The organism is Nonomuraea sp. B12E4, from assembly GCF_039871825.1.
Lineage (GTDB): Bacteria > Actinomycetota > Actinomycetes > Streptosporangiales > Streptosporangiaceae > Nonomuraea.
Genome location: NZ_JBDPME010000041.1, coordinates 12,280 through 34,458, shown reverse-complemented (window position 1 = coordinate 34,458; position 22,179 = coordinate 12,280). Strand labels below are relative to the sequence as shown.

The window sequence follows — 22,179 nt, the reverse complement described above, 5'->3', positions numbered from 1 at the left end:
ACAAACGGCCGCCCACCTCCGGGATGCCGGAGGTGGGCGCCTGATCGTCGGCACTACTTCAGCCAGGCGTTGCGCCGGACGATCGGCAGGTTGCCGAGCCCGAACGTGGCGCCCGCGCCCGCGAGAGCGAGGCCGATGAGGACGATGGAGTAGATGATGTGGTCGTCCATGAACGGGTTGGTCTCCAGGGGCAGCTCAGCCGCCCACATCAGGACCAGCATCAGGCTGCCGGCACCGGCGGCGATCCGGGTGCCGACGCCCAGGATCAGCGCCAGGCCGACGCCCAGCAGGCCGGCCATGAACAACCAGTCCACCCACGCCTGCCCGGCCAGCGAGCTGAAGAACCCGCCGAGCGCGTGCTCGCCCGTGCCCTTGAGGAACCCGGTCGTCGGACTGCCGCCCTCGATCCAGGCGCGGTTGGCCGGAGTGGCGAAACCCCAGCCGAAGGTCTTGTCCAGGAACGCCCACAGGAAGACCCAGCCGATCGCGATCCGGGCGGCTGCCCAGACGTAATCGACCGGACGGCGGGTTTGGGCGGCGCCGGTCTCCGTGGCGGGCCTGCTGATGGTGGCGGCCATGACGGCCCCCTTTCCAAGGGTGTTTCGCCGTTTCTTTGTCACCTCAAGCACACCGTCCGCGGGGCTTCCGTAGCAGTGCCGTACGACCCGCAGCGCCGGGACCTTCGTCCCCTGCCGCTCAGGACTGCTGTGTGCGCGGCCGTACCACCGCGACACCGGCGGTTCCAGCGTCGTGCGCACTCGCCGGGCCGGGCAGGGCCCGAAAGGCCCTTCTACGGGGCCGTTATATGGGAGCGCGTTCGGCGGGCTCGACCTCGGTGAGGTGGACGCTCCTGCGCCGGCCTTGGCGCAGCACCGCAAGACCGCCGGCCGCGTGCAGGTTGAGCACCCAGTTGGTGTGCCGGCCCAGCATCGCCACCAGGTAGCGCTCCCCCTGGTGGTCGGCGACCACCAGGGGGAAGGCGATGATCCGGCCCGTGCGGCGACCGGGGACCTCCAAGGTCACCAGACGGGGCGCAAGACCGCTGGAGTGCACCACGACCCAGGTCCGGTTCATAGCCCGGGCCACGCGATTGGGCCGGCCGCCTCGGTACAACCACCGGAGCCGGCGCCCAGCAGTGTGTCTCATGGTCGTTCTCCTGTCCTGGATCGCAGGTCAGCTGGCCCACGCGCGCAAGCCGTACGATCGTCCGTGGCTGCGCATCCGGGTGAGCGATTCCCTCTCGAGCTGCCGGACCCATTGCGGGGTCAGCCCGAGCTGTTCGGCGATCTGCCGGGGCGTGTGCCGGTCGTGCCCGTCCAAGCCGAACCTCAGCCGCACGATCAGCGCCTGGCGCGGGGCCAGCTCGTCCACCAGTTCGTGGAGGACCTTCTCGAGGACCTGTCGCTCGACCGACTCCTCGGTAGAGGGAACGCGGTCGTCTTCCACCACATCGCCGAGGGTGGACTGGTGCCGCTCCTCCCCCGCCGGAGCGTCCAGGCTGGCGCAGGTGCCGGGCAGTCCCCGCAGGAAGGCGAGTCTCGCGGGCTTCTGCTGCGCCTCCTCGGCCCATTCCCGCTCGGTCGGCACGCGGCCCAGCCGGTGCAGCGCCCGTCCCTCGGCACGGGCGACCTTGACGAGCTCGTCCTGGATCGCGATGGGCAGCCGCACCGGGTGCGCGTACTCCAGCCCGCGCTGGATCGCCTTGCGGATCCACCAGGTGGCGACGGTGGAGAAGCGGGTGCCGCGCTTGTGGTCGAACCGCTCGACGGCCTCGATCAGGCCGAGGTTGCCGTCCTGGATCACGTCCGCCAGTGACATGCCGCGGGCCGCGTAGCGCTTGGCGATGGACACCACCAGCCGCAGATTCGCCTCGATCAGCTGCTTTCTTGCCTTCCGGCCGTCGGCGACGACGTCCTCCAGTCCGGGTTTCGCGGTCTCTTGCTCGATCAGACGGGCGGCGTGGGCGGCCGCCTCCATCCGGCCGGCGAGTTCGACCTCTTGGTCGGCGGTCAGCAACGGCGTGCGGCCGATCCGGGCCAGGTAATCGGTGACGGGGTCACGCGGGCCGGCGTTCACCGTGCGCTCCTGACCACGGCGAGCGGGCACGCGGCATGGTGCAGCAACGCGTGGCTGACCGAGCCCAGAACCGTCCCGGCCAGGACCCCGTGCCCGTGCGACCCCACGACCAGGAGGTCCGCCCCCGCGGACGCCTGCCGCAGCACCTCAGCGGGATGGCCGTGGATCACGTCCTCGACGACCGACACGTCGGGATACCGCTCGGCGAGCTTGCGCCGCACCGCCGGAAGGTCGTCGACTCGGCCGCCGTCGGGGGCGAACCCGTGCGGCCACGGATGGGACTGGGCTCGCACCAGATGGAGCCGGAGCTCTCGCAGCCGCGCCTCCGCGAAGGCGAACTCCAGCACCCTGGACGAGGCCGGCGAGCCGTCGACTCCGGCGACGACCTCACCCCGCGGCGACAAGGCTTGCTCGCGTACCACCACGACATCGCACGAGGCGTGCCCGGCGACGCCGTAGGCAACCGATCCGACCAGCATCCCTCGTACGCCCCCGAACCCGTGGCTGCCCACGACCAGTAGCTCGGCATCCTCCGCCGCGCCGATCAGCGCCGCGCGGGGGTCGCCGGGCAACAGAGTGCTCCGCACGCTGATCTGAGGGTCGCCCCTGCGCGCCCGTTCCTCCGCCGCCGCCAAGACGGACTCGCCGCCCTGGCGCATCCACGCGGCCACCTCGGCAAGGCGCCCTGATTCGGTCGCGCACGCCCAACCCGGGATGGCGTGCGCGACCGTCAGCGGCACCCCGCGCAAGGATGCCTCGCGCGCCGCCCAGCCGGCGGCTTCGAGGCCGGCCCTGGAGCCGTCCACACCAACGAGAATCATGTTTCCTCCTCCGTGTCCTCTTCCAGGACACCCGGGAGATCGCCGACCGCCCAGCGCCATCCGACCCCACAGCGCGGGACCTTCTCCTGCAGGACTTGAGGACTTTCGTCCTTCCGGTCATCCCGCCCCTTCTGTAGCGTCGCAAGCATGATTCGGGTGTTCCTCCTCGACGATCACGAGGTCGTCCGCCGTGGTGTCGCGGCCCTGCTGGACTCTGAGGACGACATCGAGGTGATCGGCGAGGCGGGCACCGCGGAGTCCGCGATCGCGCGCATCCCGGCGCTCATGCCCGACGTGGCCGTGCTGGACGTGCGATGTGCCATGCCGTGTCCACGACGGCGCTCCTACGTCAGCGGCGGGACGACGATAACGTCGTCGTCCTCGGCGACCAGCTCGCACACGACGTCCACCACGCCCGCGTCGATCTCGACCGTGAACGGGCCAGGCTCCGGCAGCAGGGCGCGGATGTCCGCCACCCGTCCCATGACGTCCTTGACTTCGATCGACATGATCCGCACCTCGCCCTCAGGCTCTCGTACGGCGGCTGGCGTGCTCAGCGGCGAACGTCCCGCGTGACCACGCCGAAGGTCCCTGGCCTTCAGGCGCGGACGACGGCCACCGGGCAGTGTGCGTGATGCAGCACGCCCCGGCTGACCGATCCGAGCAGCGCCGACCCGACAGCGCCGCGCCCGTGCGAGCCCACGACCAGCAGGTCAGCCCGTTCGGCCGCCGCGGTGAGCGCGTCCACCGGATGCGCGCACGGCACGTCCTCGATGACCGTCACCCGCGGATAGTCGGGGCCGAGGGTCTTGAGCCGGTCGCGCACGACCTGGTGCTGCGCCGTACGGACCTCGTCCAGGTCGTAGACGGCCTCCGGCGCGAAGGCGTGCACCGGCAGCTGCCAGGCGTGCACCACCCGGAGTGTCGCCCCGCGCAGCTTGGCCTGCTCGAAGGCGTAGGCCAGGGCCGGCTCGCACTCCGGTGAGTCGTCCACCCCGGCCACGACCTCGCCGTGCGGGGGCCGGTGCTCGGCGCGTACCACCACGACGGGACAGCGGACGTGCCCGGCCACGTGCATGCTCACCGAGCCCAGCAGCGCGCCGGCGAACCCTCCCAGCCCTCGGCTGCCCACGACCAGCCCATCGGCGTCCTTCGCCTGCTCGCGCAGCACCGTGGCGGGCTCGCCCTCCAACTCCTGTGTGCTGACCTCGACGGATGGCCGACGCTCACGGACGAGCGCGTCCGCTTCCCGCAGCACTCGCTCGCCTTCGCGCAGCACCCTCTCGGACAGGACCGCCGTGGGAGGCTTTCCGACCAGGTACCACGAGGTGTCCACCACGTGCACGACCCGCAACGGCAGCCTCCTGCGGTCGGCCTCGGTGGCCGCCCATTCCACGGCGGCCCGTGACGGCACGGATCCGTCCACTCCTACAATGATCATGATGTCCTCCTTCGTCTTCATCTGACCTCGCCCGCGTGGGCCGGCCTCACGCCGTGGGCGTTGACCGCCACGAGGAAATCGTCGAGCCGCTCACCGTCCAGCCCGAGTGCCCGCGCGCGTGTGCCGGAGCACGCGGCGCGTGCGCTTCAGGCAGTGTTCGTCGAAGCGCAGAGTGGACACCATGAGGGGCTGCGCGGACATCAGGCCATCCCCTGGGCCATCTCGACGAGGCGGTTGGCGTAGCCCCACTCGTTGTCGTACCACCCGAAGACCTTGACCAGGTCGCCGCTCGCCTGGGTGAGGGCGGAGTCGAAGACGCAGGAGGCGGCGTCGCCGATGATGTCGCGGGAGACGAGCGGGTCGGTGCTGTAGCGCAGGATGCCGTGCAACTCGTTCGCGGCGGCTGCGGCGAAGGCGTCGTTGATCTCCTGCACGGTGACCGGACGGGTGAGCTGGGCGGACAGGTCGGTGATGGAGCCGTCCTCGACCGGCACGCGGATGGCGATGCCGTCCAGGCGGCCGTTCAGCTCGGGCAGGACCTGGCCGACCATGCGGGCGGCGCCGGTGGTGGTGGGCACGATGTTGACGGCGGCCGAGCGGGCGCGGCGCGGGTCCTTCTGCGGGGCGTCGAGCAGCATCTGGTCGCCGGTGTAGGCGTGGATGGTGGTCATGAATCCGCGTACGAGGCCGAAGCGCTCGTGCAGCACCTTGACCATGGGGGCGACGCAGTTGGTGGTGCAGGAGGCGAGCGAGATGATCTCGTGCCGGGCCGGGTCGTAGGCGGCGTCGTTGACGCCGGGGACGATGGTGGCGTCCAGGCCCTTGCCGGGGGCCGACAGCAGGACCTTGCGGGCGCCGGCCTTCAGGTGGCTCGCCAGGGCGTCCCTGGTGCGGAAGCGGCCGGTGGCGTCGATGACGAGCTCGACGTCGTGGGCCCGCCAGTCGATCTGGGCGGGGTCGGCGCAGCCGCTGACGCCGATCTTCCGGCCGTTGACCTCGAGCAGACCGGGGGCGGCGGTGACGGGCAGATCGAGCGGCCCGTACGTGGAGTCGTGCTTGAGCAGGTGGGCCAGCGCGGCCGCGTCGGTGATGTCGTTGACGGCGACGATGTCCAGGTCGGTGCGGAGCGCGCGGCGCAGGACGGCCCTGCCGATCCTGCCGAATCCGTTGATTCCGATTCTCATGCCTTCATCGTCCGGTGCCCCGGGCTGAGGGGTCAGAGGCCACGGTCCCGATAACGATGGACCTTCGGCCCCTTTTCAGCGGCGATCCGCGAAGACACCCGCCGAGTGGGGATGGACGGCCCCGTGCCCGGATGGCCTCGCCATGGTGACTGCCGGTCACTGCCACGATCCGCTGCCGGACCGGGGCCGCCACGGGGATGGGGATATCTCTCGCACCTCGGCGGGTGTCTGCTTCCATGATCGCCGCGCGAGTCGCCGGGCGGATAGGGCCGAAGGTCCCCGGCCTAGCGGGACGTCCGGCCCCAGCCCCGCACCAGGTCGCACAGAGGTGGGGTGAGCAGGGCGGCGCCTGCGGCCATGGCCCAGCCGAGCGGCGGGATCGGCGCCAGGGCGAGCAGCACGCCCAGCGGCGGCACCAGTGTGACCAGCGCCTGCAGCGCGGCCGTGCCCGTGACGGCGAGCAGCACCGCCCGGCCGCGCCACCAGCCGCACTCGAACGTCCACCGCCGCGCCCTGGCCACATAGGCGAGGGTGAGCCGGGCGAACACGAGGGTCAGCACGGCCTGGGTCCTGACCATGGTGTCGTCCCAGCCGAGCCGGCGGGCGACCTCGACGGCCGCGACGACCAGCAGGCCCACGATCAGCGAGCGCACCGCTATCCTGGCCAGCACCCGCCGCGACAGCAGGCCGTCCCCGGCGGGCCTGGTCGCCAAGGGGTCCCCGGGCGCGCGGTCGACGCCCAGGGCGATGGCGGGGATGCCGTCGAGCACCAGGTTGATCCAGAGCAGTTGCACCGGCAGCAGCGGGATGACCAGGTCGGGCCAGAGGAACAGGCCGACGAGCACGAGGAAGATCTCCGCCAGGTTGCCGGCCAGCAGGTAGCCGATCATCGAGGCGACGTTGTGGTGCAGGCGTCGGCCCTCGCGCACGCCGGTGACGATGGTGCCCAGCTCGCCGTTCGTGACGATCACCGCGGCGGCCTCGCGGGCCACGTCGGTGCCCTCCTCCCCCGCCATCGCCACCCCGACGTCGGCGTGCCGCAGCGCGGGTGCGTCGTTGACGCCGTCGCCGGTCATCGCGACGATCTCGCCGCCCTCGCGCAGGGCGTGGACGAGGTCCAGCTTGGTCGCCGGATCGACGCGCGCCAGCACGCCCGCCTCGCGAAGCCGGGCCGCGCGGTCCGCACCGTCCAGGCCCGCCCCGGTCACCACCGGCTCGGGCTCGATGCCGACCTCCTCGGCCACGGCGCGGGCGGTGTCGGCGTGGTCGCCGGTCACCATGATCACCCGGATGCCGCCCTGGCGTGAGTCGGCCACCGCCTGCCGGGCCGACGGGCGGATCTCGTCGCTCAGCCCGACCAGGCCGACTGGCCGCAGCCCGATCGCGTCGAGGTCGGCGGTGTCGCCCTCGGCCAGCGCCAGCACCCGCAGCCCTTTTCTGGCCAGCTCGGGAACGGCGGCGGCCAGCCGGTCGATCTCCTCCCCCGGCGCGCAGCGGGCCAGCACGACCTCGGGGGCGCCCTTCACGGTCAGCACGGGTCCTTCGGTGACGACGGCCATCGACCGGGTGTCGGCCTCGAACGGCCGCGTGGCCAGCCGCGGTTCGTCCTGGCGCACGCCGTGATCGGCGGCGGCGATCGCCAGCGCGACGTCCACCGCGTCGCCGAGCCCGTCGCGGGCGTCATTGCACCGTACGGCGGCGCGCCACAGGTCCGCGCCGGCCACGGCGACGTGGTCCTGCACGGCCAGCCGGCCGGTCGTGAGCGTGCCGGTCTTGTCCGAGGCGATCACCGTGGTCGCGCCCAGCGCCTGGATCGCCGACAACCGCCGGACGATCACGCCCAGCCTGGCCATGCGCTGGGAGCCGAGCGCCAGCGCGGTGGTAACAGCCGCCGCCATGCTCTCCGGCACCGCCGCGATCGCCAGCGCCACTCCGGCCAGCACCAGCTCGAACGGCGCGATCCCGCCCCTGGCGAACCCGAGCACCACCATGACCACGCCCGCCACGACGGCCAGCACGCCGATACGCCTGGACACCGCGGCCAGCTCCGCCTCCAGCGGCCCCTTCACCTGCCCCTGCAAGGCCGAGGCGATCGCGCCCATCTGCGTCCCCGCACCGGTGGCGGTGACCACCGCCACCCCCGAACCCCGCACGATCATGGTCCCGGAGAACAGCTCGCCGTCCCGATCGCCCAGCGGCCCGCCGGTGTGCCCGCCGGCGCGCTTGGCCGCTGAGCGGGACTCCCCCGTCAGCATCGACTCGTTGGCCGCCAGCGAGGCCGCCTCCACCACCCGTCCGTCCGCGGGCACCCGGTCACCGGCCGCCACCTCGATCACGTCTCCCGGCACCACCTCGGCCGCCGGAATCCGCCGCACGGCACCGCCACGCCGGACCTTGGCCATCGGCGCGGTCAGCGTCCGCAGGGCATGGACCGCCTGCTCGGCCCTGGCCTCCTGCGTCACCCCGATGGTCACGTTGACCAGCAGGATGGCCAGGATCGCCGACCCTTCCGGCACCTCGCGCAGGACGGCGAGGGTGACCGCGCCGGCGATCAGCAGCAGGATCGACAGCGGGTCGGCCAGCTGCCGGGCCGCCCGAGCAGGCAGGGACGGCCGTTCGGCTTCGGGCAGTTCGTTGCGCCCGTGCTGCGCCAGCAACCGGGTGGCATCGTCAGCGGCCAGCCCGGTCAGGGCATGCGTGGAAGCTTCCATGGCTTCAATAGATCACTCGGGGCAACGTGCGCGGGGGAGCCGAAGGCCCTCACTCGCAGGGACCTTCGGCCCATAGCCGATGGTCAGGGGGCAGCGACGGGGAACGCCGCCGCCAGGCTCTCGCCCCACTGCCTGGCCCGCTCCAGCTCCCCCTCCGCCAGCGGCCCTTCCGTCCCGGCGACGTAGAAGCTCTGCGCCGGGGCCACCGCCCTGATGCCGAGGCGGCGCAGCCGCTTGGCGACGCCGCGGGCGGCGGAGCCGGGCAGGCGCGGCTTGGCGACACGGGTGTCGAACGCGGCCGAGCCGAGCGTGGCCGAGGCCGTGCCGAGGGCTGCCAGCCATTCACGCACGCCGTCCCCACTCGAGAGCAGCGGCGCGGTGGCCTGCTGGGCGGCGGAACGGCGGGTGGAGGCCCGGCTCATGGCGAAGGCGTGCGTCGGCCCGCCCACCACGAGCAGCACCACCTCCGGCCCGACCCTGCCTGGCGCGGAGCCCACCTCGACCACCTCGGTACGCAGCCGGGTCGCCAGCCCTTCGGCCACCGCCTCGGCGATCCGCTTGGTGTTGCCGAACATCGATTCGTACACAACCAGCGCGTCCATCGCGCGCCTCCTATTGCTTCTCGTGGGGCAGGACGGGTTCCAGGTGGAACATCCCGGTCATCACTTCGTCACTTCGCCCGGCTCCTCGGCTGGCTTGACCGCCACCAGGACCCGGCTCATCACCTGCCCGGCGGTCAGCGACCCGATGTTCATGACGCCTCCCCGCGGGCTCGGGCCTGGTCGACGGCGTACCGCATCGCTGCCTCGGAATGCCCCGACCCGTCATACCCGACCACCACCCGATCGTGCTGGATCTCCGGAAGACGACGGACGATCACCACCGGCTCAGCGGCGTGGCCGGCGACGCCCAGTCCAACCGAACCGACGACCATCCCGGCGAAACCGCCGAGCCCCCGGCATCCCAGCACCACGCTGTCCGCGCCCGCCGACTCACCGATCAGGATGTCGATCACGTTCCCGGACAACAGCGCCGTGTTCACCTCGACATCGCCCGCCAGTTCACGCGCGCGGGCACCGGCCGAGGCCAGGATGCGCGAGCCGTACTCCATCGTGTCCCGGCCGTACGGCCGCTGCTCGCAGACGTGCACGATCCGCAGTCCCAGCCTTCTGCGGCGGGCGTCGGCGGCGGCCCACTCCACGGCTGCCGTCGCCGGTGCGGACCCGTCCACGCCGACCATGATGTACCTGGCCATCACGTGCCTCCCCTACGCTCTCCTTCCACCGTCGCTCCACGTCCGCGAGGCCACCCGGGCCCGAGGTCCTCATCGACGCGCCATTGGACCTGAAGCGCAGTTCGGGCTGGCGCGTGTCGCGTACCTGACCCAGCCGAGACACGACGCCACGCTCGTACTGCCGCACATTGGCGATGCCGAGATCGGGCCTGCCGGGCCGATCGGCGAGAAACCCGCGACCTTCGCCCCTGACCCCGGCTTGGACATAGCGGTTGAGTGAGATGAAAGGACATGCTCTCGGGCCCTACAAGTGCCCTTGGAGGCAATCATGTATCGCATCGTCACGGCGATGCTGTCCGGTGCCGTGGCCGTCGTCCTGGCCACGGGCACGGCCCTCGCCGCAACCCCGGCGCCGAGCCCGTCCTCGACGCCCCCCACCAGCCCGACGGTCACCAACAGCGAGCCGACCACCCAACCGCCTACGGATGAGCCGACCGACGAGCCGACGACGCCGGCACCCAAAGCGGCGATCTCCGTGTCGCCACGGGTCGTCAGCACCCGCGGTGACTGGGTCAAGATCACGGTCAATCTGCCGGGTGGCACCGACGCGACCGTGGTGCAGTCAAGGGCGTTCGGCCGACACCCGCTGGAGGGCAAGACCGAGCTGACCGTACGCACCCACGCGGGCCTGCCCGCAGGCCCCTACCAGGTGTCGCTGTTCGGCAACGGCATCGACCTCGATGCCCAGACCTGGTTGCGAGTCGGCTACCCCAAGCCGATCGGACCCGCCAAGACAGGCGACGGCGCCACACAGGCCGATCCCGTGCCGTACGCCGCCGGCCTCGGATTGATCGCCGCGGGCGGGCTCGCCGCGACGGCAGCGGCGCTGCGCCGCCGGGACGATGTCTGAGCGCCGGGCAGGCCGCCGCCCGTGGGTGGCGGCGGCCTGGGCCACCGTGGCGGTCGTGCTCGTCACCGCGGGTGTGGTCGTGCTTCTGACCACCAGGCAGAGCCCGCCACCGGCCGCAGAACCGCCATCGGCCGTCACGAGCGCTTCCGCGTCCACCGGTGCGGCACGGCCGCTGCCCCGATCCGCACCCACTCGTATCCTCATCCCCTCCCTCAACGTGGACGCGCCGGTGGTGGCGATGGGGCTGAAGGCCGACGGCAGCGCCGGAGAGCCGCCGCTCAGCAAGCCGTATCTGGTGAGCTGGTTCGCCGACGGCGCGTCCCCCGGCGAAATCGGCCCCGCCGCCTTCTACGGACACGTGGACTCCCGCCGCAGCGGTCCCGCCGTCTTCTACCGGGTCGCCCGACTTCAGCCCGGCGCGCTCGTTCAGGTACCGCGCCAGGACGGCCGGACGGCCACCTTCCGCATCTACACCGTCGAGCGCTATCCCAAGAGCGCCTTCCCCACCGACCACGTCTACGCCGACACCGACAGGCCGGAGATCAGGCTCATCACGTGCGGCGGATCCTTCGACCGCACTGCGGGCTCCTACCGCGACAACATCGTCGCCTTCGGCGCGCTCGCCGAACCCGAGACCTGACCATGCCCTGTCCCTGTCACCATCCCTGAGAGGGCTCCCCCAAACCAGACGCGAGAGAAGCGTCCGATGACCGAGACACGCGATGAAGTGCTCGCCCAACTGCTCGTCTTACCAGGGATCGTCGACATGAGCGCGGCCGGAACAGGCCCGGAAGCGGTCGCCGACGGTGGACCATACGGCACCCGGTGCCGGGCCGTTCGGCCCTGTTGTCCCTTCCCGCCGCGCGTGACGCTTAGGTCAAGGAGCACTCACGGGAAAGAAGATGATCAATCATGCTCCCGATCCGTCCCCTCATCGCCGGAACGGCCATGGCCACGGTGGTGACCCTCCCGCTGGCTCTCCCCGCGCAGGCGGCCCAGCTCGCCCCGGTGCCCACGCTGACCGGCGTGCGCGCCACCCACCACCCCGGCTTCGACCGGCTGGTGTTCGAGTTCCGCGGTCGCCTCCCGCACACGGTGCGGACCCGCTACGTCAACCGGAACGTCGACCAGACCACCGGCCGCACCGTCGGCGTGGTGGGAGACGCGCTGCTGCGGATCCGCTTCGAGGAAGCCGGCACCACATCAGGTCCCACCCGCACCGCCTACCCGCTGCCCGGCGTCATCCAGGTCGTGTCCGCCACCCCCTACAACTCCGAACTGACCTACGGAGTCGGGCTGGCCAAGCACGCCTCGTACCGGGTCTACAAGCTGACCCGGCCCAGCCGGGTGGTCGTCGACATCGCCACCCCGTACCGAACGGTCCCGGTACGTGACTACTTTCTCAACACGGCCAACTACAACGCCGGCCGACAGCCGTACACCACGGCGGTGCCGCGGCCCGCGATCCCGCCGTCCACCGCCTACGGCGCGCTGCAGCGGCTGTTCGCCGGGCCTACGCAGGCCGAGAAGGCACGAGGGCTGCGCTTCGTCAGCTCCAAGACCACCGGCTTCAGCAAGTTGACCGTCAAGCGGGGAGTCGCCAGGGTCTACCTGACCGGCCGGCTCACCGGCGCGGGATCGACCTTCACCATCGCCGACGAGATCAATCCGACGCTCAAGCAGTTCCCGTCCATCGAATGGGTGAAGATCTACGATGCCCGCGGGCACACCCAGCAGCCCTATGGCCCATCTGACTCCGTCCCGAGGAGCCTGGAACCGTAGCCGGCACGCTCACGGCCCGGACGGCGACCAGCCGCCCGGGCCCTGGCCTTTTGAGGACGGTCACCGCCGCTTGCTCGACCGGCTGCCGTACCGCATCCGGGCGATGGCCCGTATGGTCAGCAGGGCGACGACGGCGACCGTCTGAGCGCCCAGGATGACCTTGTTGATGTCGATCACGGGCCGCCACCGGACATCGCCGTTCTTGACGACGAACACACCCGCGGGCGCGGCGCCCAGCCCGAAGCCCCCGCCGGAGCCCTCGCCGGGCCGCTCTCCCTCTTGTTTGCCGCTGCCGCCGCCACCGCCGCCGCCGATCCGGGCGACTGGAATGATCGTGACTCCGTCCTGCGTGGCCGGTTCGCCGAAGACCCGGTCGACCCGGGCGACCTCCTTGACCGTGCCGCTCACGTCGATGCTGTCCATCATCGCTCCTCGCTTCTGAAGGTGGGTGACAGGCGGCGATGACGAAGTGGTGGCGCGCCGCTGGCAAGACCGGATGACACACGGTCGTCTCCAGGTTCACGCGCCGACTTCGGCCGGTTCTGCGGCCGCGAACCTTGCGCTCCGTCCATCCGAGCCCCCAATCGCAGGCCACGTCCATCGACGGCCGCCTGCCTCTCATCGTGGGCGACACCACCGCGGATGCGGCAGGGACCAACGTCCTGCGGACGGCGGACAAGGACCTGATCAGGAAAAGGTCAGCGCCGGATAGACGAGCAGCGTCGCCGTGCCGAAGCCGGGTTTCATCATCGCGTCGATCACTCCGGGCACCGGCAGCGGAGCCGTGGTGCGCAATCCTGCGAGCGCGCTTCGGCAACGGACGACCCGGCGAGCCCGGCAAGCCGCACGACCGATGGGCCGCCGCTGGATGTCTTCGCCGCTGTGACCGCTCACATCCGCGCGGATGAGGAACGCGCCTTTGGCCGCGTTGCTTCGACGCCGGCCCAAGTCCTGGGCGGGAAACGTGAAAGCTTGCGGGGCGGGGCGCATATCGCACGGCGATCCTGCCAAGAGTGGACAAGTGGAGACATTTGGCGTGGTCGTCGGCTATGACGGCTCCGACCACTCGATGCAGGCGCTGGACTGGTCGATGGACGAGGCCGAACTGAGGAGGCTTCCGCTCACCGTCTGTCACGCGTGGCAGTGGCCCTACGGCGGGGGAGATCAATCGGCGCGCGAGTCGTTGCGGAGAGCTGCCGAGCATGTGCTCTGGCACGGTGCCGACTGTGCGCGAGCGAGTTCCTCGGGACTGGACGTGCGCTCCGACCTGTACGAAGGGTCGGCGACCGAGCGGCTGGAGGCGCTGTCAGGCGATGCCGACCTGCTCGTGGTCGGCTGCCGCGGACTGGGCGCGGTGGCTCGGGCGGTCGTCGGTTCGGTGGCCGCTCATGTGGCCGCTCACGCGTCCTGCCCGGTCATCGTGGTCCGTGGTAAGGGTTCGCTGCCGCGGCCTTCTCACCCGGGGCCGATCGTGGCGGGTGTGGCGGATGACGGCAAGGCCGAGGCGGTGCTTGCCTTCGCCTGTACCGAAGCGGCCATGCGCGGGCTGCCCCTGGTGGTCATCCATGCGTGGGATCTGCCGGCGGCCTCCTGGAGAGGAGTGACCATCCCGGCCTTCGACCCGATGGCGGCTCGGAATGCGGCTGAAGACTGGCTGGCAGACCTCCTCACACCGTGGAGGAAGAAGGCGCCGAACGTCACGATCGAGGCCCGTACGACATTGTCAGGAGCGGGCGACGCACTCGCCGCCGTGGCCGACACGACCCTGATGGTCGTCGGGAGCCCGCACGGACGGTTCGGCTCCGTGGCGGCGGCCATGGTGCGACAAGCCAGGTGTCCCGTCGCCATCGTCCGTCAGGGCGGCAGGACCTTCTGAGAGCCCTGGCCCCTGACGTGGACGTCCAGCCACGCTTGACGAACGGAACCGCCTCGATGGCGCTCCCGCAGGCGGCGCGCGAGGCCGAGATGACCGTGCTCGGCCGCCGGCGGCCGGAATGCGGGGCACCGAAGGTGGCCAGACGGTTCGGACTGACCGCGGCGGCCGGGCTCGGTCCCCCGGCCTTCTACCCGGATCTGGCAGCCCCGCGCGGGCGTCGCCACGTGCGCGTCTGCGGCGCGACGGCCTGCTTCGCGGCTCAGGTGGGCCGGCATCTGCCTGCCATCGAGGACATCCTCGGCGTCACCGAGCACCTGCACGGCATGCTGGCACGCCGTCGTTCCCCCGCCAGAGGAACACGTCCTGCTCTGAGGTGAAAGAAGATGACCATGGTGTCCGCGAGGACCGCCGTTGTCCGGCCGGAGAACACGCCCGCTCCGCTGCTTGTCCCCGAAGCCGTCCCGATCATCGTCTCGTCAGCCGGAGGCTTGACAGCCACCAGCCGGGGTTCTCGCCAATCTGCCATCTCGCTTCCCCGCGGCGATCATCGTCCTGCAACACGCCTCCTCGAATCAGTGATCGACCTCCGTTCGTAGGCGAGAACGATCTCTGACCCGCCCCAACCGCGGGGTGTTTGAGAATCGCCTGTCGCTCTTGGTTGCTCCCGTGGCGGGAACTGTCCGCGCCTCAAGATGCTTGCGCGTAGTGCGTGATGACAGGTGGGGTGGCGAAGAACTCGCCGACCGCTTCGCGCCACAGCTGGAACAGTTCGGACTGGCGGAAGTCAACCGTATGTGCCTCCACGGTCTCCCAGCCAACCAGCAGGAGATAGTTGTGAGGATTTTCGATCTGGCGGATGAGACGGGCCCAGCGGTAGCCGGCAGCCTGCGCGACAGCTTGGCGACCACGGGCGAAAGCCTCTTCGAACTCGGCCTCCCGGCCGAGGGCGATCACCAGTTCGGCATGTTCGATGACCACGGGTGTTGCTCCGCACGGAAGGGACGTCAGGTGTGTCTGCCCGGTTCGGCTTGGGGCGCCCAGTCAGCGGAAGGTCTCGCGGTGGTCGCGTGCCCACTGCTGGAAGCTGCGCGGTGGTTTCCCGGTGAGGTCCGTGACGGTCGAGGTGACCAGGGTCGAGGACGAGCGGTTCTCGGCCGCCGACAGTAGCGCGTCCACGAGGGCGGGCGGACGGCCGTCGGCCAGCATTTGCGCCCGCGCGTCCTGGACGGGGACTTCTTCGAAGCGGAGCTCGCGGCCGATCGCCGCACCGATTGCCTGGACCTGTTCGGGGCGGCTGATCGTCTGGGGCCCGGTCAGCCGGTAGGTCGCGCCCAGATGAGTGTCGTCGGTGAGCGTGCGGGCGGCGACGGCCGCGATGTCACGCGGGTCGATGACCGCCGTCGCCGCGGTCAGCGGGCCACGCACCACTCCGGTGGTCCGGATCTGCTCGGCCCAGCCCAGGGTGTTGCTGGCGATGGTGTCCACCCGCAGGATGGTCCGTGGCAGGCCGGACTCCTCGATCAGGCCTTCCATGCCGGCGTGCAGTTTGAAGATGGGGTCGTCGCGTTCCTCGGGGCGGCCGTCCACGCCGACCGAGGACAGGTAGACCAGGCGCTGGGCGTGCCGGGCGATCGCTTCCAGCACAGCGGGCGCGCCTTGGGTGGTGAGGAACGGCCACACCAGGAAGACCGTCTTGATCCCGGTCAGTGCCTCGGCCAGTCCTTCTGGGGCGTCGAGGCTTCCGGTCGCGACGCTGATGCCGTGGGGCACTCGGGTGGCTGCGGCCTCGCTCGGAAGCACCAGGGCGCGGACATCGGCCGTGCCCGTCGCGTGGAGTTGGGAGATCACGTGTCGCCCCACGTTTCCCGTGGCCCCGATCACCAAAATCATTGCCTCATCCCTTTCGGAGGTCTCATTTTCCGACGATCGTGCGATCTGGTGCCCCCTTGTGGCGACTCAGAAGCGGCCGTACGAGCCGAATTCGACACTGAATAGTCTGTGACGGTGGAAACCGACATGGCGGACGAGCTTGACCGACGGCTGATCCACGCGCTCCAGCTCGACGCGCGCGCTCCGTTCAGCCGCATCGCTGAGGTTCTGGGCGTCTCTGACCAGACGGTCGCGCGTCGCTACCGGCGGTTGCGTTCGGCCGATCTGCTGCGGGTCGTGGCGGTGCCGCCCGCCAACTTCTACGGGCACGGACGCTGGATGCTGCGGCTGCGCTGCGTCCCGGGGGCGGCCGATGCGATCGCCTCCGCGCTGGCCCGCCGTCCCGACACGGCGTGGGTGCAATTGGTCTCAGAAGGCACCGAGGTGCAGTGCATCATCCGCGCCCGGGTTCCCGGTGAGAGCGAGCGGCTTCTTCTGGAACGTCTGCCCCGCCATGGGCGGGTGGTGGACATCACCGCCTACTCGCTGCTGCACACCTTTTATGGCTCACCCGGACGCGTTCGGCTGCTCAACGCCCTCACGCCGGAGGAGGCAGGCCGACTCGGCCCGGGACCCGACGCGGTGACGGGCGCCGACCTGCCGCACTGCGATGCCGATGACCTACGCCTGTTCAACGTCCTCGCCCGCGACGGCCGTACGGGACTGGCCGATCTTGCGGCCGCCACCGGCTGGTCTCAGTCGACCGTGCGGCGGCGGATGGACGAGCTCCGAGCCAGCGGCGCGCTCCACTTCTACGCCGAGTTCGATCTCCCCTACCTCGGCTACCGCGCGGGCACGCGGCTGTGGGCCTCGGCCCCGCCCGCCGAACTGGCCGCCGCCGGGCAGGCTCTGGCCTCTCATCCCGAAATAGTCTTCGCCGCCGCCACCACCGGGCCCACCAACCTGGTCGCCACGGTGATCTGCACTGACGCGCACGACGTGTACCGGTACCTCACCGAACGCCTCGCTGCCCTGCCCGCCATCACCCACGTAGAGACGACCCCGGTCATCCAGACCCGTAAACGCGTCGGCCGCCACCTGCAGGCGGCCCTCGACGGGTGAATCTTGCGATCGCCTCGGCGCACGCGGTCAATGGTGTCTTGTTGCGGCGCGGGGCTCAGGGGGTTGGTAAGAGCCGTGACACCGGGCGCCTAATAGTTAATCTTGACCGATCGCGGTGGGTGGTCAGAAGTCTGTGCCGGTGTCCCGTAAGGGGATCCTCCACCGGAACACCCGCCAGCCGAGACAGCGCCCCAGGTCGAGGTGTTCCGTCTAGGGTGTTCCGCGAACTGTTCCGGTGAAGGCCCCCCTATTCGGAACACTTGGAGCCGTGAACGGAACCCGCGTCGGCTACACCCGCTGCTCGACCGACGAGCAAGACGTCACCATCCAGACCGAGCACCTCCTGACCCTCGGCGTACCCGAGGACCGGATCTACATCGACCGCGGCTTCTCCGGCACCACCCGCCGCAACCGCGCCGGCCTCGACCAGGCCCTCGCCGCCGTGTGGGACGGCAGCGTCTTCACCGTGACCAAGTTCGACCGGTTCGCCCGCAACACGGCCGAGGCCAACGAGATCCTCACCGGCCTCTCAGGACGCGGCGTCCTGTTCGGCCTGGGCGCATCCGTCTACGACTGGAACGACCCGTTCGGGCGACTGTTCCTGCAAACCCTCGCCATGGTCGCCGAGTTCGAAGCCAACGTCGGGCACATGCGCACCCGCGAAGGCATGGCCCTGGCCAAGAAGAACGGCAAGCTCAAGGGCAAGCAACCCAAACTGCCCGAACCCGCCCGTCGCTCCATCCGCCGGCGCTACGCCGAGGGCGCGGTGTCCCTGGCCGACCTGGCCACCGAGTACAGCGTCGGACGTTCCACCATCCACCGCATCATCCACGGGCCAGAAACCTTTACATATCGGCACGGACCTCACCGGTCAGCAGATGCCCCACCAGCTGCGAGGTCAGATCCGAGGCCGCCTTGCGGGCCGTGCCGACCATCTTGGCCAAGATGAGCACGCCGGGCCGGATCACTTCATCGCCTGACTGCCTGCCGGAGCCGTCTGCCACTCCAGATACTTGGCGACCTGGCCCAGATGATCCGAGCGAGTCTGATCGCGCTTGCCATACAACCGCAGCGCCGCCGGGGTCACCCCGAGCCGCTCCGCGACCCGTGCCACGGCCGCGGGCGGCGCTGCGGTCACGTCGTCGGGTACGAATCCGAGCCACGGCAGCGTACAGAGCTGGACCAGCATGCCCAGCTGGTCGACCGGCCCCCGCCCCTTCCCCGGATCGACGAACGCCACGTCCGCCGCCGCCGGCGTGAAATACCTGATCAACTCATCGCTGGCGATCTCCGGGTACGAGCGCAGCTGTTCCAGCTGCTCCTCGGAGAACATCTTCTCGGACAACGCACCACCTCTACCTGCCGTACCGGATGAAACCGGAACGAACGTAGCGGCAGTGATCATCACCCGCCACAGGTGGTCAAGCGTCTCCGTTTATGCAGGTCAGATGCTATTTCGTGGGAAATTTCTTCATTGCTACCGGGACCCCTGTCAGTCGCGGCGCGTTGTTCACGGCCGGGTCATCGGTAAATGTCGGCGTTCGGCAGCAGGCATCGGCTACCGTGCCTCCATGTTGGATGCGTACGAGCGATTTGTGGCCTCCGGGCCGCTGCGGATTTGGACTGAGCGGTTCGGGGATCCTGGGCTTCCCGCTGTTTTGATGGTCATGGGGTCGGCTGCACAGGGTGTCAGCTGCCCCGATGCACTGGTTCGTCGGCTTGTTGAGCGTGGGGTGCAGGTGATCCGGTTCGATCATCGGGACACCGGTCGGTCCAGCGTTGTCGACTTCGATGCCCATCCGTACACGATCGTGGACATGGCTCGCGACTGCCTGGCTGTGCTGGACGGTTATGGCCTGAGCTCCGCTCATGTGGCTGGGACTTCCCTGGGCGGCATGATCGCGCAATGGCTGGGTGTGCACGCGCCGGACCGGGTCCGGTCTTTGACGGTGATGTCCAGCTCGCCGATGGGTCATGATCCCCGCCCGGCGTGGGCACGCGCGCGGGCCGGGGGGCCGGCCGACCCGGATGATCTGCCGCCGCCCTCGCCGGCGTTTCTCGCGCATCTGGCCGCCGGGCTGCCGCCGGGAGTGGAGTCCGACGTGGCCTTGTTCCGGGTCTTCAACGGGCCGGTTCGGCCGTTCGACGAGCCGGCCGCCCGGGCGATGCTGGAGCTGGCGCTGTCGCGGGCCCCCGACCCGGCGGCCGCGGCCAACCATCACCGGGCCGCGTGGATGGACGCCCCTGACCTGCTCGCCCCGCTGTCGTCGATCACCGCGCCGACCTCGATCGTGCACGGCGACCAGGATCCGGTCTATCCGCTCGGTCACGGCGAGGCCCTGGCTGCCGCGATTCCGGGCGCGGTACTGCACGTCGTGCCCGGGATGGGCCATGTCATGACTTCACCCGGCCTGCCCGAGGAGGTCGCCGACCTGATCCGGCTGTGACCCGCCTTGCGGGGGCGGGGCCGCGCTGGGCTTCCCCTCGTAGCGTGGAGACCGAACCAAGAGGTTTGGTCGTGGCAGGAACCGCGAGACGTCGTTTTGATCCGGAGTTCCGGGCTGGGGCGGTGCGTATCGTCAAGGAGACGGGCAAGCCCGTCGCGCACATTGCCCGGGATCTGGGTGTCAACGAGTACACGCTGGACAACTGGGTGCCGGACGCGGCGACACGGTCAACTCGTTCATCCCGGGCCATGACCAGGGACGGCTACGAATCCGCCGTCCCCGCGGGAAGCACGCCGTTCGGCCCAGTTCGGGCACGACTCCTTCGCAGGACCGAACTCCTCCTCGCTCGTGCGCCGATTCCTCCATCCGGACGAGATCGCGAACCTCGCCGTCTTCCCGGCATCCGACCAGGCCTCCGAAATCACGGGGCGGCCCTGCGCGTCGGCGGCGGAGTCATCGGGCCGATCCTCTGACCTCCACCCGGCGACGCCCGGCGTCCGCACCATGACCACGACTGGCACCATGATGGGCATGACCAGAATCCTCACCCGCAATGATCTGCTCGCCCTGCTCGACCCGGACGCCTGCATCGAGGCTCTGCGCCACGGCTTCATCCAGGACGACAACGCGACGATCGCAGGGCAGCGGATCCGGACGGATCTACCCTTCCCCGGCACGGCCACCGCCCTCATCCCCGGCCTGATTCCCGGGATCGACGCGTACACGGTGAAAATCAACGCCAAGTTCCCGGCGGCGAGCCCGGCACTGCGCGGTGTCATCTGCCTGCACAGCGGGCAGGACGGCGAGCTTCTCGCGCTGCTCGACTCGGCCACCATCACGGCCTGGCGCACGGGGCTGGCGGCCGCCCTCGGCACCCACGCCCTGGCGCCCCGGCAGAACGCCGTCGCGGGCATCATCGGCGCGGGCGCCCAGGCGGACCTGGTGATGACGGGCCTGCGGCGACTGCGCCCCTTGAGCGACCTGATCGTCCACGACGTGTCCCGGGAGCGGGCCTCCGCGTTCGCCACCCGTCACGGTGGAAGCGTCGCGGGATCGGCCGCCGAAGTCGCCGGCCACGCCGACATCCTCATCCTCGCGACCTGGTCCCGCGCCCCGCTCCTGGACCTTCCCGACGTCCGCCCCGGCCACCACCTGACCACCCTGGGCGCCGACGAACCCGGCAAACAGGAACTCTCACGTTCCATTCTGAAGAGCGCCGGGGTGCTCGCGGTCGACGACCGCCCGCTCGCCGCCGCCATGGGCATGCTCGCCGCAACCGGTCTCCCAGCGGAGGCGGCCCACGCCACCCTCGGCGAGATCCTGCGCGCCGACCATCCAGGCCGCACCGACCCTGCCCAGATCACGGTGTACGGCCCGGTGGGCCTGCCCTGGCAGGACCTCGCCCTCAGCCGGCTCGCCTACCTCGAGTCCGAACGGCGTGGCCTCGGTGCCACCATCGATTTCCTGAGCACGTCCTGATATGGGCCCAGGCCTGGCGACGGCCGGACAACTCAAGAACCTCCGGGACCATCCGTATCCCGCAGGCGAAGCAGGGCTTCGACCGCGCGCATGGCGGTGACATTGGCGCCCACATCGTGTACCCGAACGATCCGCGCACCGTTGAAGGCGCAGATAACATTCGCCGCCACCGTTCCCTCGGTCAGCATGGGATGGTCCCGCCCGACGCCCAGCGATTCGCGAACGAAGTGCTTGTTGCTCACGGCCACCACTGTGGGATACCCGAGTTCCGTGATCTCCGGCAGCCGCCGGGTCAGCTCGTTTGAATGATCCGTCGTCTTGTTCAGGTCGTGGCCAGGGTCGATGAAGATTCGCTCCGGCTCGATCTTCGAGGCAAGCGCGTGGCCGAGCTGATCGCGCAAGAAGTGCTTCGTCTCCCGCACCACATCTCGATATGCCGGCCGAGCGGCATGGACATGTGGACCGACGAGGCTGTGCGCGATGACCACTCCGGCGCCCGCATCCGCGATGACCTCGGCCAGCCCTGGATCACGCAATCCGTTCGTGCTGTTCACGACGTCGGCACCGGCCTCACAAGCCGCCTCCGCGACCCGTGCCAAGTGCGTGTCAACCGAGATCACGGCATCCGTGGCGGCTCTTATCTCGCGAATGGCGGGCACCACACGCGCGATTTCCTGCTCCGCGGTGAGCGGCTCCTGGTCGGCGCGGAACGCGCGCCCGCCGACATCGATCCAGTCCGCCCCTTCCCTGATCGCTCGTTCCGCCGTGGCGACTGCGCGCCCCATGTCCAGCGATCTGTTCGGATCGAGCCCAGAGTTCGGCGTCACGTTGACGATCGCCATCACCACGATTTTCGCCGAGAAATCGAAATAGCGCTTGCCGACCCGTCTCACAGGCGCGATCAGTCGCGGATAATATGCTTCCACCGCTTGCCCACTTTCCCCTTCCTTTCGAGCATGTGCGAGGCCCTTGCGGTTCCTCTCAACCGGCACCGCGGTCGGCCTCGTTCACGGTCGAGGTGCCGATGGACCCGTCGACGGGACGAGCGCGCCATGACCACGCCCAGCGGCGTCACCGGAGGCGCCATCAACCCAACCAGGACCCCGCGCTCCAGGGCGGTCCGCACCATCACGGTCCGGCGGGGCGGCGATCGGCCCGGCCGGACAGCAGAGGGGCGGCAGGAAGGTGAGGCTGTACGTCAGAGCGGTCAGCGGCGCCGTCGACGTC

Annotated in this window: 25 protein-coding genes and 1 pseudogene; 10 read left to right on the top strand and 16 right to left on the bottom strand. The window is 70.2% G+C overall.

What is annotated here, in order from left to right; translation table 11 throughout:
• Positions 1 to 53: 53 nt before the first annotated feature.
• The 4 genes from ABGB18_RS45205 to ABGB18_RS45190 all read right to left on the bottom strand — a co-directional run bounded on the left by ABGB18_RS45205 (position 54) and on the right by ABGB18_RS45190 (position 2,897).
• Positions 54 to 578: a hypothetical protein gene (locus tag ABGB18_RS45205; RefSeq protein WP_347701879.1), complete on the bottom strand. Its 525-nt coding sequence runs from the start codon at positions 576 to 578 to the stop codon at positions 54 to 56.
• A gap of 223 nt (positions 579 to 801) precedes the next feature.
• On the bottom strand, positions 802 to 1,074 hold the full coding sequence (locus ABGB18_RS45200) for a nitroreductase/quinone reductase family protein (protein WP_347701878.1): 273 nt from the start codon (positions 1,072 to 1,074) through the stop codon (positions 802 to 804).
• A 99-nt stretch (positions 1,075 to 1,173) separates the two neighbouring features.
• Positions 1,174 to 2,076 (bottom strand): sigma-70 family RNA polymerase sigma factor, encoded by a 903-nt coding sequence (locus ABGB18_RS45195; protein ID WP_347701877.1) that lies wholly within the window; start codon positions 2,074 to 2,076, stop codon positions 1,174 to 1,176.
• On the bottom strand, positions 2,073 to 2,897 hold the full coding sequence (locus ABGB18_RS45190) for a universal stress protein (RefSeq protein ID WP_347701876.1): 825 nt from the start codon (positions 2,895 to 2,897) through the stop codon (positions 2,073 to 2,075). The genes ABGB18_RS45195 and ABGB18_RS45190 overlap by 4 nt, the downstream gene beginning before the upstream one ends.
• A 147-nt stretch (positions 2,898 to 3,044) precedes the next feature.
• Between ABGB18_RS45190 and ABGB18_RS45185 the strand changes: the two are divergent.
• Positions 3,045 to 3,212: pseudogene (locus ABGB18_RS45185) on the top strand (DNA-binding response regulator); the annotation flags it as partial.
• A gap of 29 nt (positions 3,213 to 3,241) precedes the next feature.
• Here the strand turns inward: ABGB18_RS45185 and ABGB18_RS45180 are convergent.
• The 6 genes from ABGB18_RS45180 to ABGB18_RS45155 all read right to left on the bottom strand — a co-directional run bounded on the left by ABGB18_RS45180 (position 3,242) and on the right by ABGB18_RS45155 (position 9,488).
• On the bottom strand, positions 3,242 to 3,406 hold the full coding sequence (locus ABGB18_RS45180) for a hypothetical protein (RefSeq protein WP_347701901.1): 165 nt from the start codon (positions 3,404 to 3,406) through the stop codon (positions 3,242 to 3,244).
• A gap of 89 nt (positions 3,407 to 3,495) precedes the next feature.
• Positions 3,496 to 4,338, bottom strand: a complete 843-nt coding sequence (locus ABGB18_RS45175) for a universal stress protein (protein WP_347701875.1) — start codon at positions 4,336 to 4,338, stop codon at positions 3,496 to 3,498.
• 200 nt (positions 4,339 to 4,538) lie between these two features.
• Positions 4,539 to 5,522 carry a type I glyceraldehyde-3-phosphate dehydrogenase gene (gene gap / locus ABGB18_RS45170; protein ID WP_347701874.1) on the bottom strand — a complete coding sequence of 328 codons (984 nt, stop codon included), beginning with the start codon at positions 5,520 to 5,522 and terminating at the stop codon, positions 4,539 to 4,541.
• Positions 5,523 to 5,806: 284 nt separating this feature from the next.
• On the bottom strand, positions 5,807 to 8,233 hold the full coding sequence (locus ABGB18_RS45165; protein ID WP_347701873.1) for a cation-transporting P-type ATPase: 2,427 nt from the start codon (positions 8,231 to 8,233) through the stop codon (positions 5,807 to 5,809).
• 83 nt (positions 8,234 to 8,316) lie between these two features.
• Entirely contained in the window at positions 8,317 to 8,835 is a 519-nt protein-coding gene (locus ABGB18_RS45160) for a flavodoxin (protein ID WP_347701872.1), read from the bottom strand.
• Positions 8,836 to 8,984: 149 nt separating this feature from the next.
• Positions 8,985 to 9,488 carry a universal stress protein gene (locus tag ABGB18_RS45155; RefSeq protein ID WP_347701871.1) on the bottom strand — a complete coding sequence of 168 codons (504 nt, stop codon included), beginning with the start codon at positions 9,486 to 9,488 and terminating at the stop codon, positions 8,985 to 8,987.
• Positions 9,489 to 9,795: 307 nt separating this feature from the next.
• Here ABGB18_RS45155 and ABGB18_RS45150 point away from each other — a divergent pair, with 307 nt between their 5' ends.
• The 3 genes from ABGB18_RS45150 to ABGB18_RS45140 all read left to right on the top strand — a co-directional run bounded on the left by ABGB18_RS45150 (position 9,796) and on the right by ABGB18_RS45140 (position 12,159).
• A complete protein-coding gene (locus ABGB18_RS45150) occupies positions 9,796 to 10,377 on the top strand; it encodes a hypothetical protein (RefSeq protein ID WP_347701870.1) in 582 nt (193 codons plus the stop codon).
• Positions 10,370 to 11,017 carry a class F sortase gene (locus ABGB18_RS45145; RefSeq protein WP_347701869.1) on the top strand — a complete coding sequence of 216 codons (648 nt, stop codon included), beginning with the start codon at positions 10,370 to 10,372 and terminating at the stop codon, positions 11,015 to 11,017. Before ABGB18_RS45150 ends, ABGB18_RS45145 begins: the two co-directional genes overlap by 8 nt.
• A 272-nt stretch (positions 11,018 to 11,289) precedes the next feature.
• Positions 11,290 to 12,159 (top strand): GerMN domain-containing protein, encoded by an 870-nt coding sequence (locus tag ABGB18_RS45140; protein WP_347701868.1) that lies wholly within the window; start codon positions 11,290 to 11,292, stop codon positions 12,157 to 12,159.
• 60 nt (positions 12,160 to 12,219) lie between these two features.
• Here the strand turns inward: ABGB18_RS45140 and ABGB18_RS45135 are convergent, their stop codons facing one another.
• Together ABGB18_RS45135 and ABGB18_RS45130 are read right to left on the bottom strand one after the other, a co-directional pair.
• A complete protein-coding gene (locus ABGB18_RS45135) occupies positions 12,220 to 12,585 on the bottom strand; it encodes a spore germination protein GerW family protein (protein WP_347701867.1) in 366 nt (121 codons plus the stop codon).
• 261 nt (positions 12,586 to 12,846) lie between these two features.
• A complete protein-coding gene (locus ABGB18_RS45130) occupies positions 12,847 to 13,149 on the bottom strand; it encodes a hypothetical protein (protein ID WP_347701866.1) in 303 nt (100 codons plus the stop codon).
• A gap of 31 nt (positions 13,150 to 13,180) precedes the next feature.
• On the opposite strand from ABGB18_RS45130, the gene ABGB18_RS45125 reads away from it, so the two are divergent.
• Positions 13,181 to 14,035 carry a universal stress protein gene (locus ABGB18_RS45125; RefSeq protein ID WP_347701865.1) on the top strand — a complete coding sequence of 285 codons (855 nt, stop codon included), beginning with the start codon at positions 13,181 to 13,183 and terminating at the stop codon, positions 14,033 to 14,035.
• 35 nt (positions 14,036 to 14,070) lie between these two features.
• Positions 14,071 to 14,412, top strand: coding sequence for a hypothetical protein (locus ABGB18_RS45120; RefSeq protein WP_347701864.1), 342 nt, complete (start codon positions 14,071 to 14,073; stop codon positions 14,410 to 14,412).
• Positions 14,413 to 14,722: 310 nt separating this feature from the next.
• On the opposite strand, the gene ABGB18_RS45115 is transcribed toward ABGB18_RS45120, so the two are convergent.
• On the bottom strand, positions 14,723 to 15,013 hold the full coding sequence (locus ABGB18_RS45115) for an antibiotic biosynthesis monooxygenase family protein (RefSeq protein WP_347701863.1): 291 nt from the start codon (positions 15,011 to 15,013) through the stop codon (positions 14,723 to 14,725).
• A gap of 63 nt (positions 15,014 to 15,076) precedes the next feature.
• The gene (locus ABGB18_RS45110; RefSeq protein ID WP_347701862.1) at positions 15,077 to 15,925 is read right to left on the bottom strand and encodes an NAD(P)H-binding protein; all 849 of its coding nucleotides are present in this window, start codon (positions 15,923 to 15,925) and stop codon (positions 15,077 to 15,079) included.
• Positions 15,926 to 16,039: 114 nt separating this feature from the next.
• Between ABGB18_RS45110 and ABGB18_RS45105 the strand changes: the two genes are divergently transcribed.
• Positions 16,040 to 17,026 carry an AsnC family transcriptional regulator gene (locus tag ABGB18_RS45105; protein WP_347701861.1) on the top strand — a complete coding sequence of 329 codons (987 nt, stop codon included), beginning with the start codon at positions 16,040 to 16,042 and terminating at the stop codon, positions 17,024 to 17,026.
• Positions 17,027 to 17,294: 268 nt separating this feature from the next.
• Positions 17,295 to 17,975, top strand: coding sequence for a recombinase family protein (locus ABGB18_RS45100; RefSeq protein WP_347701860.1), 681 nt, complete (start codon positions 17,295 to 17,297; stop codon positions 17,973 to 17,975).
• Positions 17,976 to 17,990: 15 nt separating this feature from the next.
• On the opposite strand, the gene ABGB18_RS45095 is transcribed toward ABGB18_RS45100, so the two are convergent.
• Entirely contained in the window at positions 17,991 to 18,371 is a 381-nt protein-coding gene (locus ABGB18_RS45095) for a DUF4158 domain-containing protein (RefSeq protein ID WP_347701859.1), read from the bottom strand.
• Between the two features lie 226 nt (positions 18,372 to 18,597).
• Between ABGB18_RS45095 and ABGB18_RS45090 the strand changes: the two genes are divergently transcribed.
• The gene (locus tag ABGB18_RS45090; RefSeq protein ID WP_347701858.1) at positions 18,598 to 19,473 is read left to right on the top strand and encodes an alpha/beta fold hydrolase; all 876 of its coding nucleotides are present in this window, start codon (positions 18,598 to 18,600) and stop codon (positions 19,471 to 19,473) included.
• Between the two features lie 531 nt (positions 19,474 to 20,004).
• Positions 20,005 to 20,952, top strand: coding sequence for an ornithine cyclodeaminase family protein (locus ABGB18_RS45085; protein WP_347701857.1), 948 nt, complete (start codon positions 20,005 to 20,007; stop codon positions 20,950 to 20,952).
• 32 nt (positions 20,953 to 20,984) lie between these two features.
• Here ABGB18_RS45085 and folP read toward each other — a convergent pair whose 3' ends face one another.
• Positions 20,985 to 21,878 (bottom strand): dihydropteroate synthase, encoded by an 894-nt coding sequence (gene folP, locus ABGB18_RS45080; RefSeq protein WP_347701856.1) that lies wholly within the window; start codon positions 21,876 to 21,878, stop codon positions 20,985 to 20,987.
• Positions 21,879 to 22,179: the final 301 nt, after the last annotated feature.

Bases quoted from the DNA above. Each gene is read 5' to 3' on its own strand.
- ABGB18_RS45205 (WP_347701879.1), bottom strand. From the start codon at position 578: ATGGCCGCCACCATCAGCAGGCCCGCCACGGAGACCGGCGCCGCCCAA.
- ABGB18_RS45200 (WP_347701878.1), bottom strand. From the start codon at position 1,074: ATGAACCGGACCTGGGTCGTGGTGCACTCCAGCGGTCTTGCGCCCCGT.
- ABGB18_RS45190 (WP_347701876.1), bottom strand. From the start codon at position 2,897: ATGATTCTCGTTGGTGTGGACGGCTCCAGGGCCGGCCTCGAAGCCGCC.
- ABGB18_RS45180 (WP_347701901.1), bottom strand. From the start codon at position 3,406: ATGTCGATCGAAGTCAAGGACGTCATGGGACGGGTGGCGGACATCCGC.
- ABGB18_RS45175 (WP_347701875.1), bottom strand. From the start codon at position 4,338: ATGATCATTGTAGGAGTGGACGGATCCGTGCCGTCACGGGCCGCCGTG.
- gap (WP_347701874.1), bottom strand. From the start codon at position 5,522: ATGAGAATCGGAATCAACGGATTCGGCAGGATCGGCAGGGCCGTCCTG.
- ABGB18_RS45165 (WP_347701873.1), bottom strand. From the start codon at position 8,233: ATGGAAGCTTCCACGCATGCCCTGACCGGGCTGGCCGCTGACGATGCC.
- ABGB18_RS45160 (WP_347701872.1), bottom strand. From the start codon at position 8,835: ATGGACGCGCTGGTTGTGTACGAATCGATGTTCGGCAACACCAAGCGG.
- ABGB18_RS45155 (WP_347701871.1), bottom strand. From the start codon at position 9,488: ATGGCCAGGTACATCATGGTCGGCGTGGACGGGTCCGCACCGGCGACG.
- ABGB18_RS45150 (WP_347701870.1), top strand. From the start codon at position 9,796: ATGTATCGCATCGTCACGGCGATGCTGTCCGGTGCCGTGGCCGTCGTC.
- ABGB18_RS45145 (WP_347701869.1), top strand. From the start codon at position 10,370: ATGTCTGAGCGCCGGGCAGGCCGCCGCCCGTGGGTGGCGGCGGCCTGG.
- ABGB18_RS45140 (WP_347701868.1), top strand. From the start codon at position 11,290: ATGCTCCCGATCCGTCCCCTCATCGCCGGAACGGCCATGGCCACGGTG.
- ABGB18_RS45135 (WP_347701867.1), bottom strand. From the start codon at position 12,585: ATGATGGACAGCATCGACGTGAGCGGCACGGTCAAGGAGGTCGCCCGG.
- ABGB18_RS45130 (WP_347701866.1), bottom strand. From the start codon at position 13,149: ATGCGCCCCGCCCCGCAAGCTTTCACGTTTCCCGCCCAGGACTTGGGC.
- ABGB18_RS45110 (WP_347701862.1), bottom strand. From the start codon at position 15,925: ATGATTTTGGTGATCGGGGCCACGGGAAACGTGGGGCGACACGTGATC.
- ABGB18_RS45090 (WP_347701858.1), top strand. From the start codon at position 18,598: ATGTTGGATGCGTACGAGCGATTTGTGGCCTCCGGGCCGCTGCGGATT.
- ABGB18_RS45085 (WP_347701857.1), top strand. From the start codon at position 20,005: ATGACCAGAATCCTCACCCGCAATGATCTGCTCGCCCTGCTCGACCCG.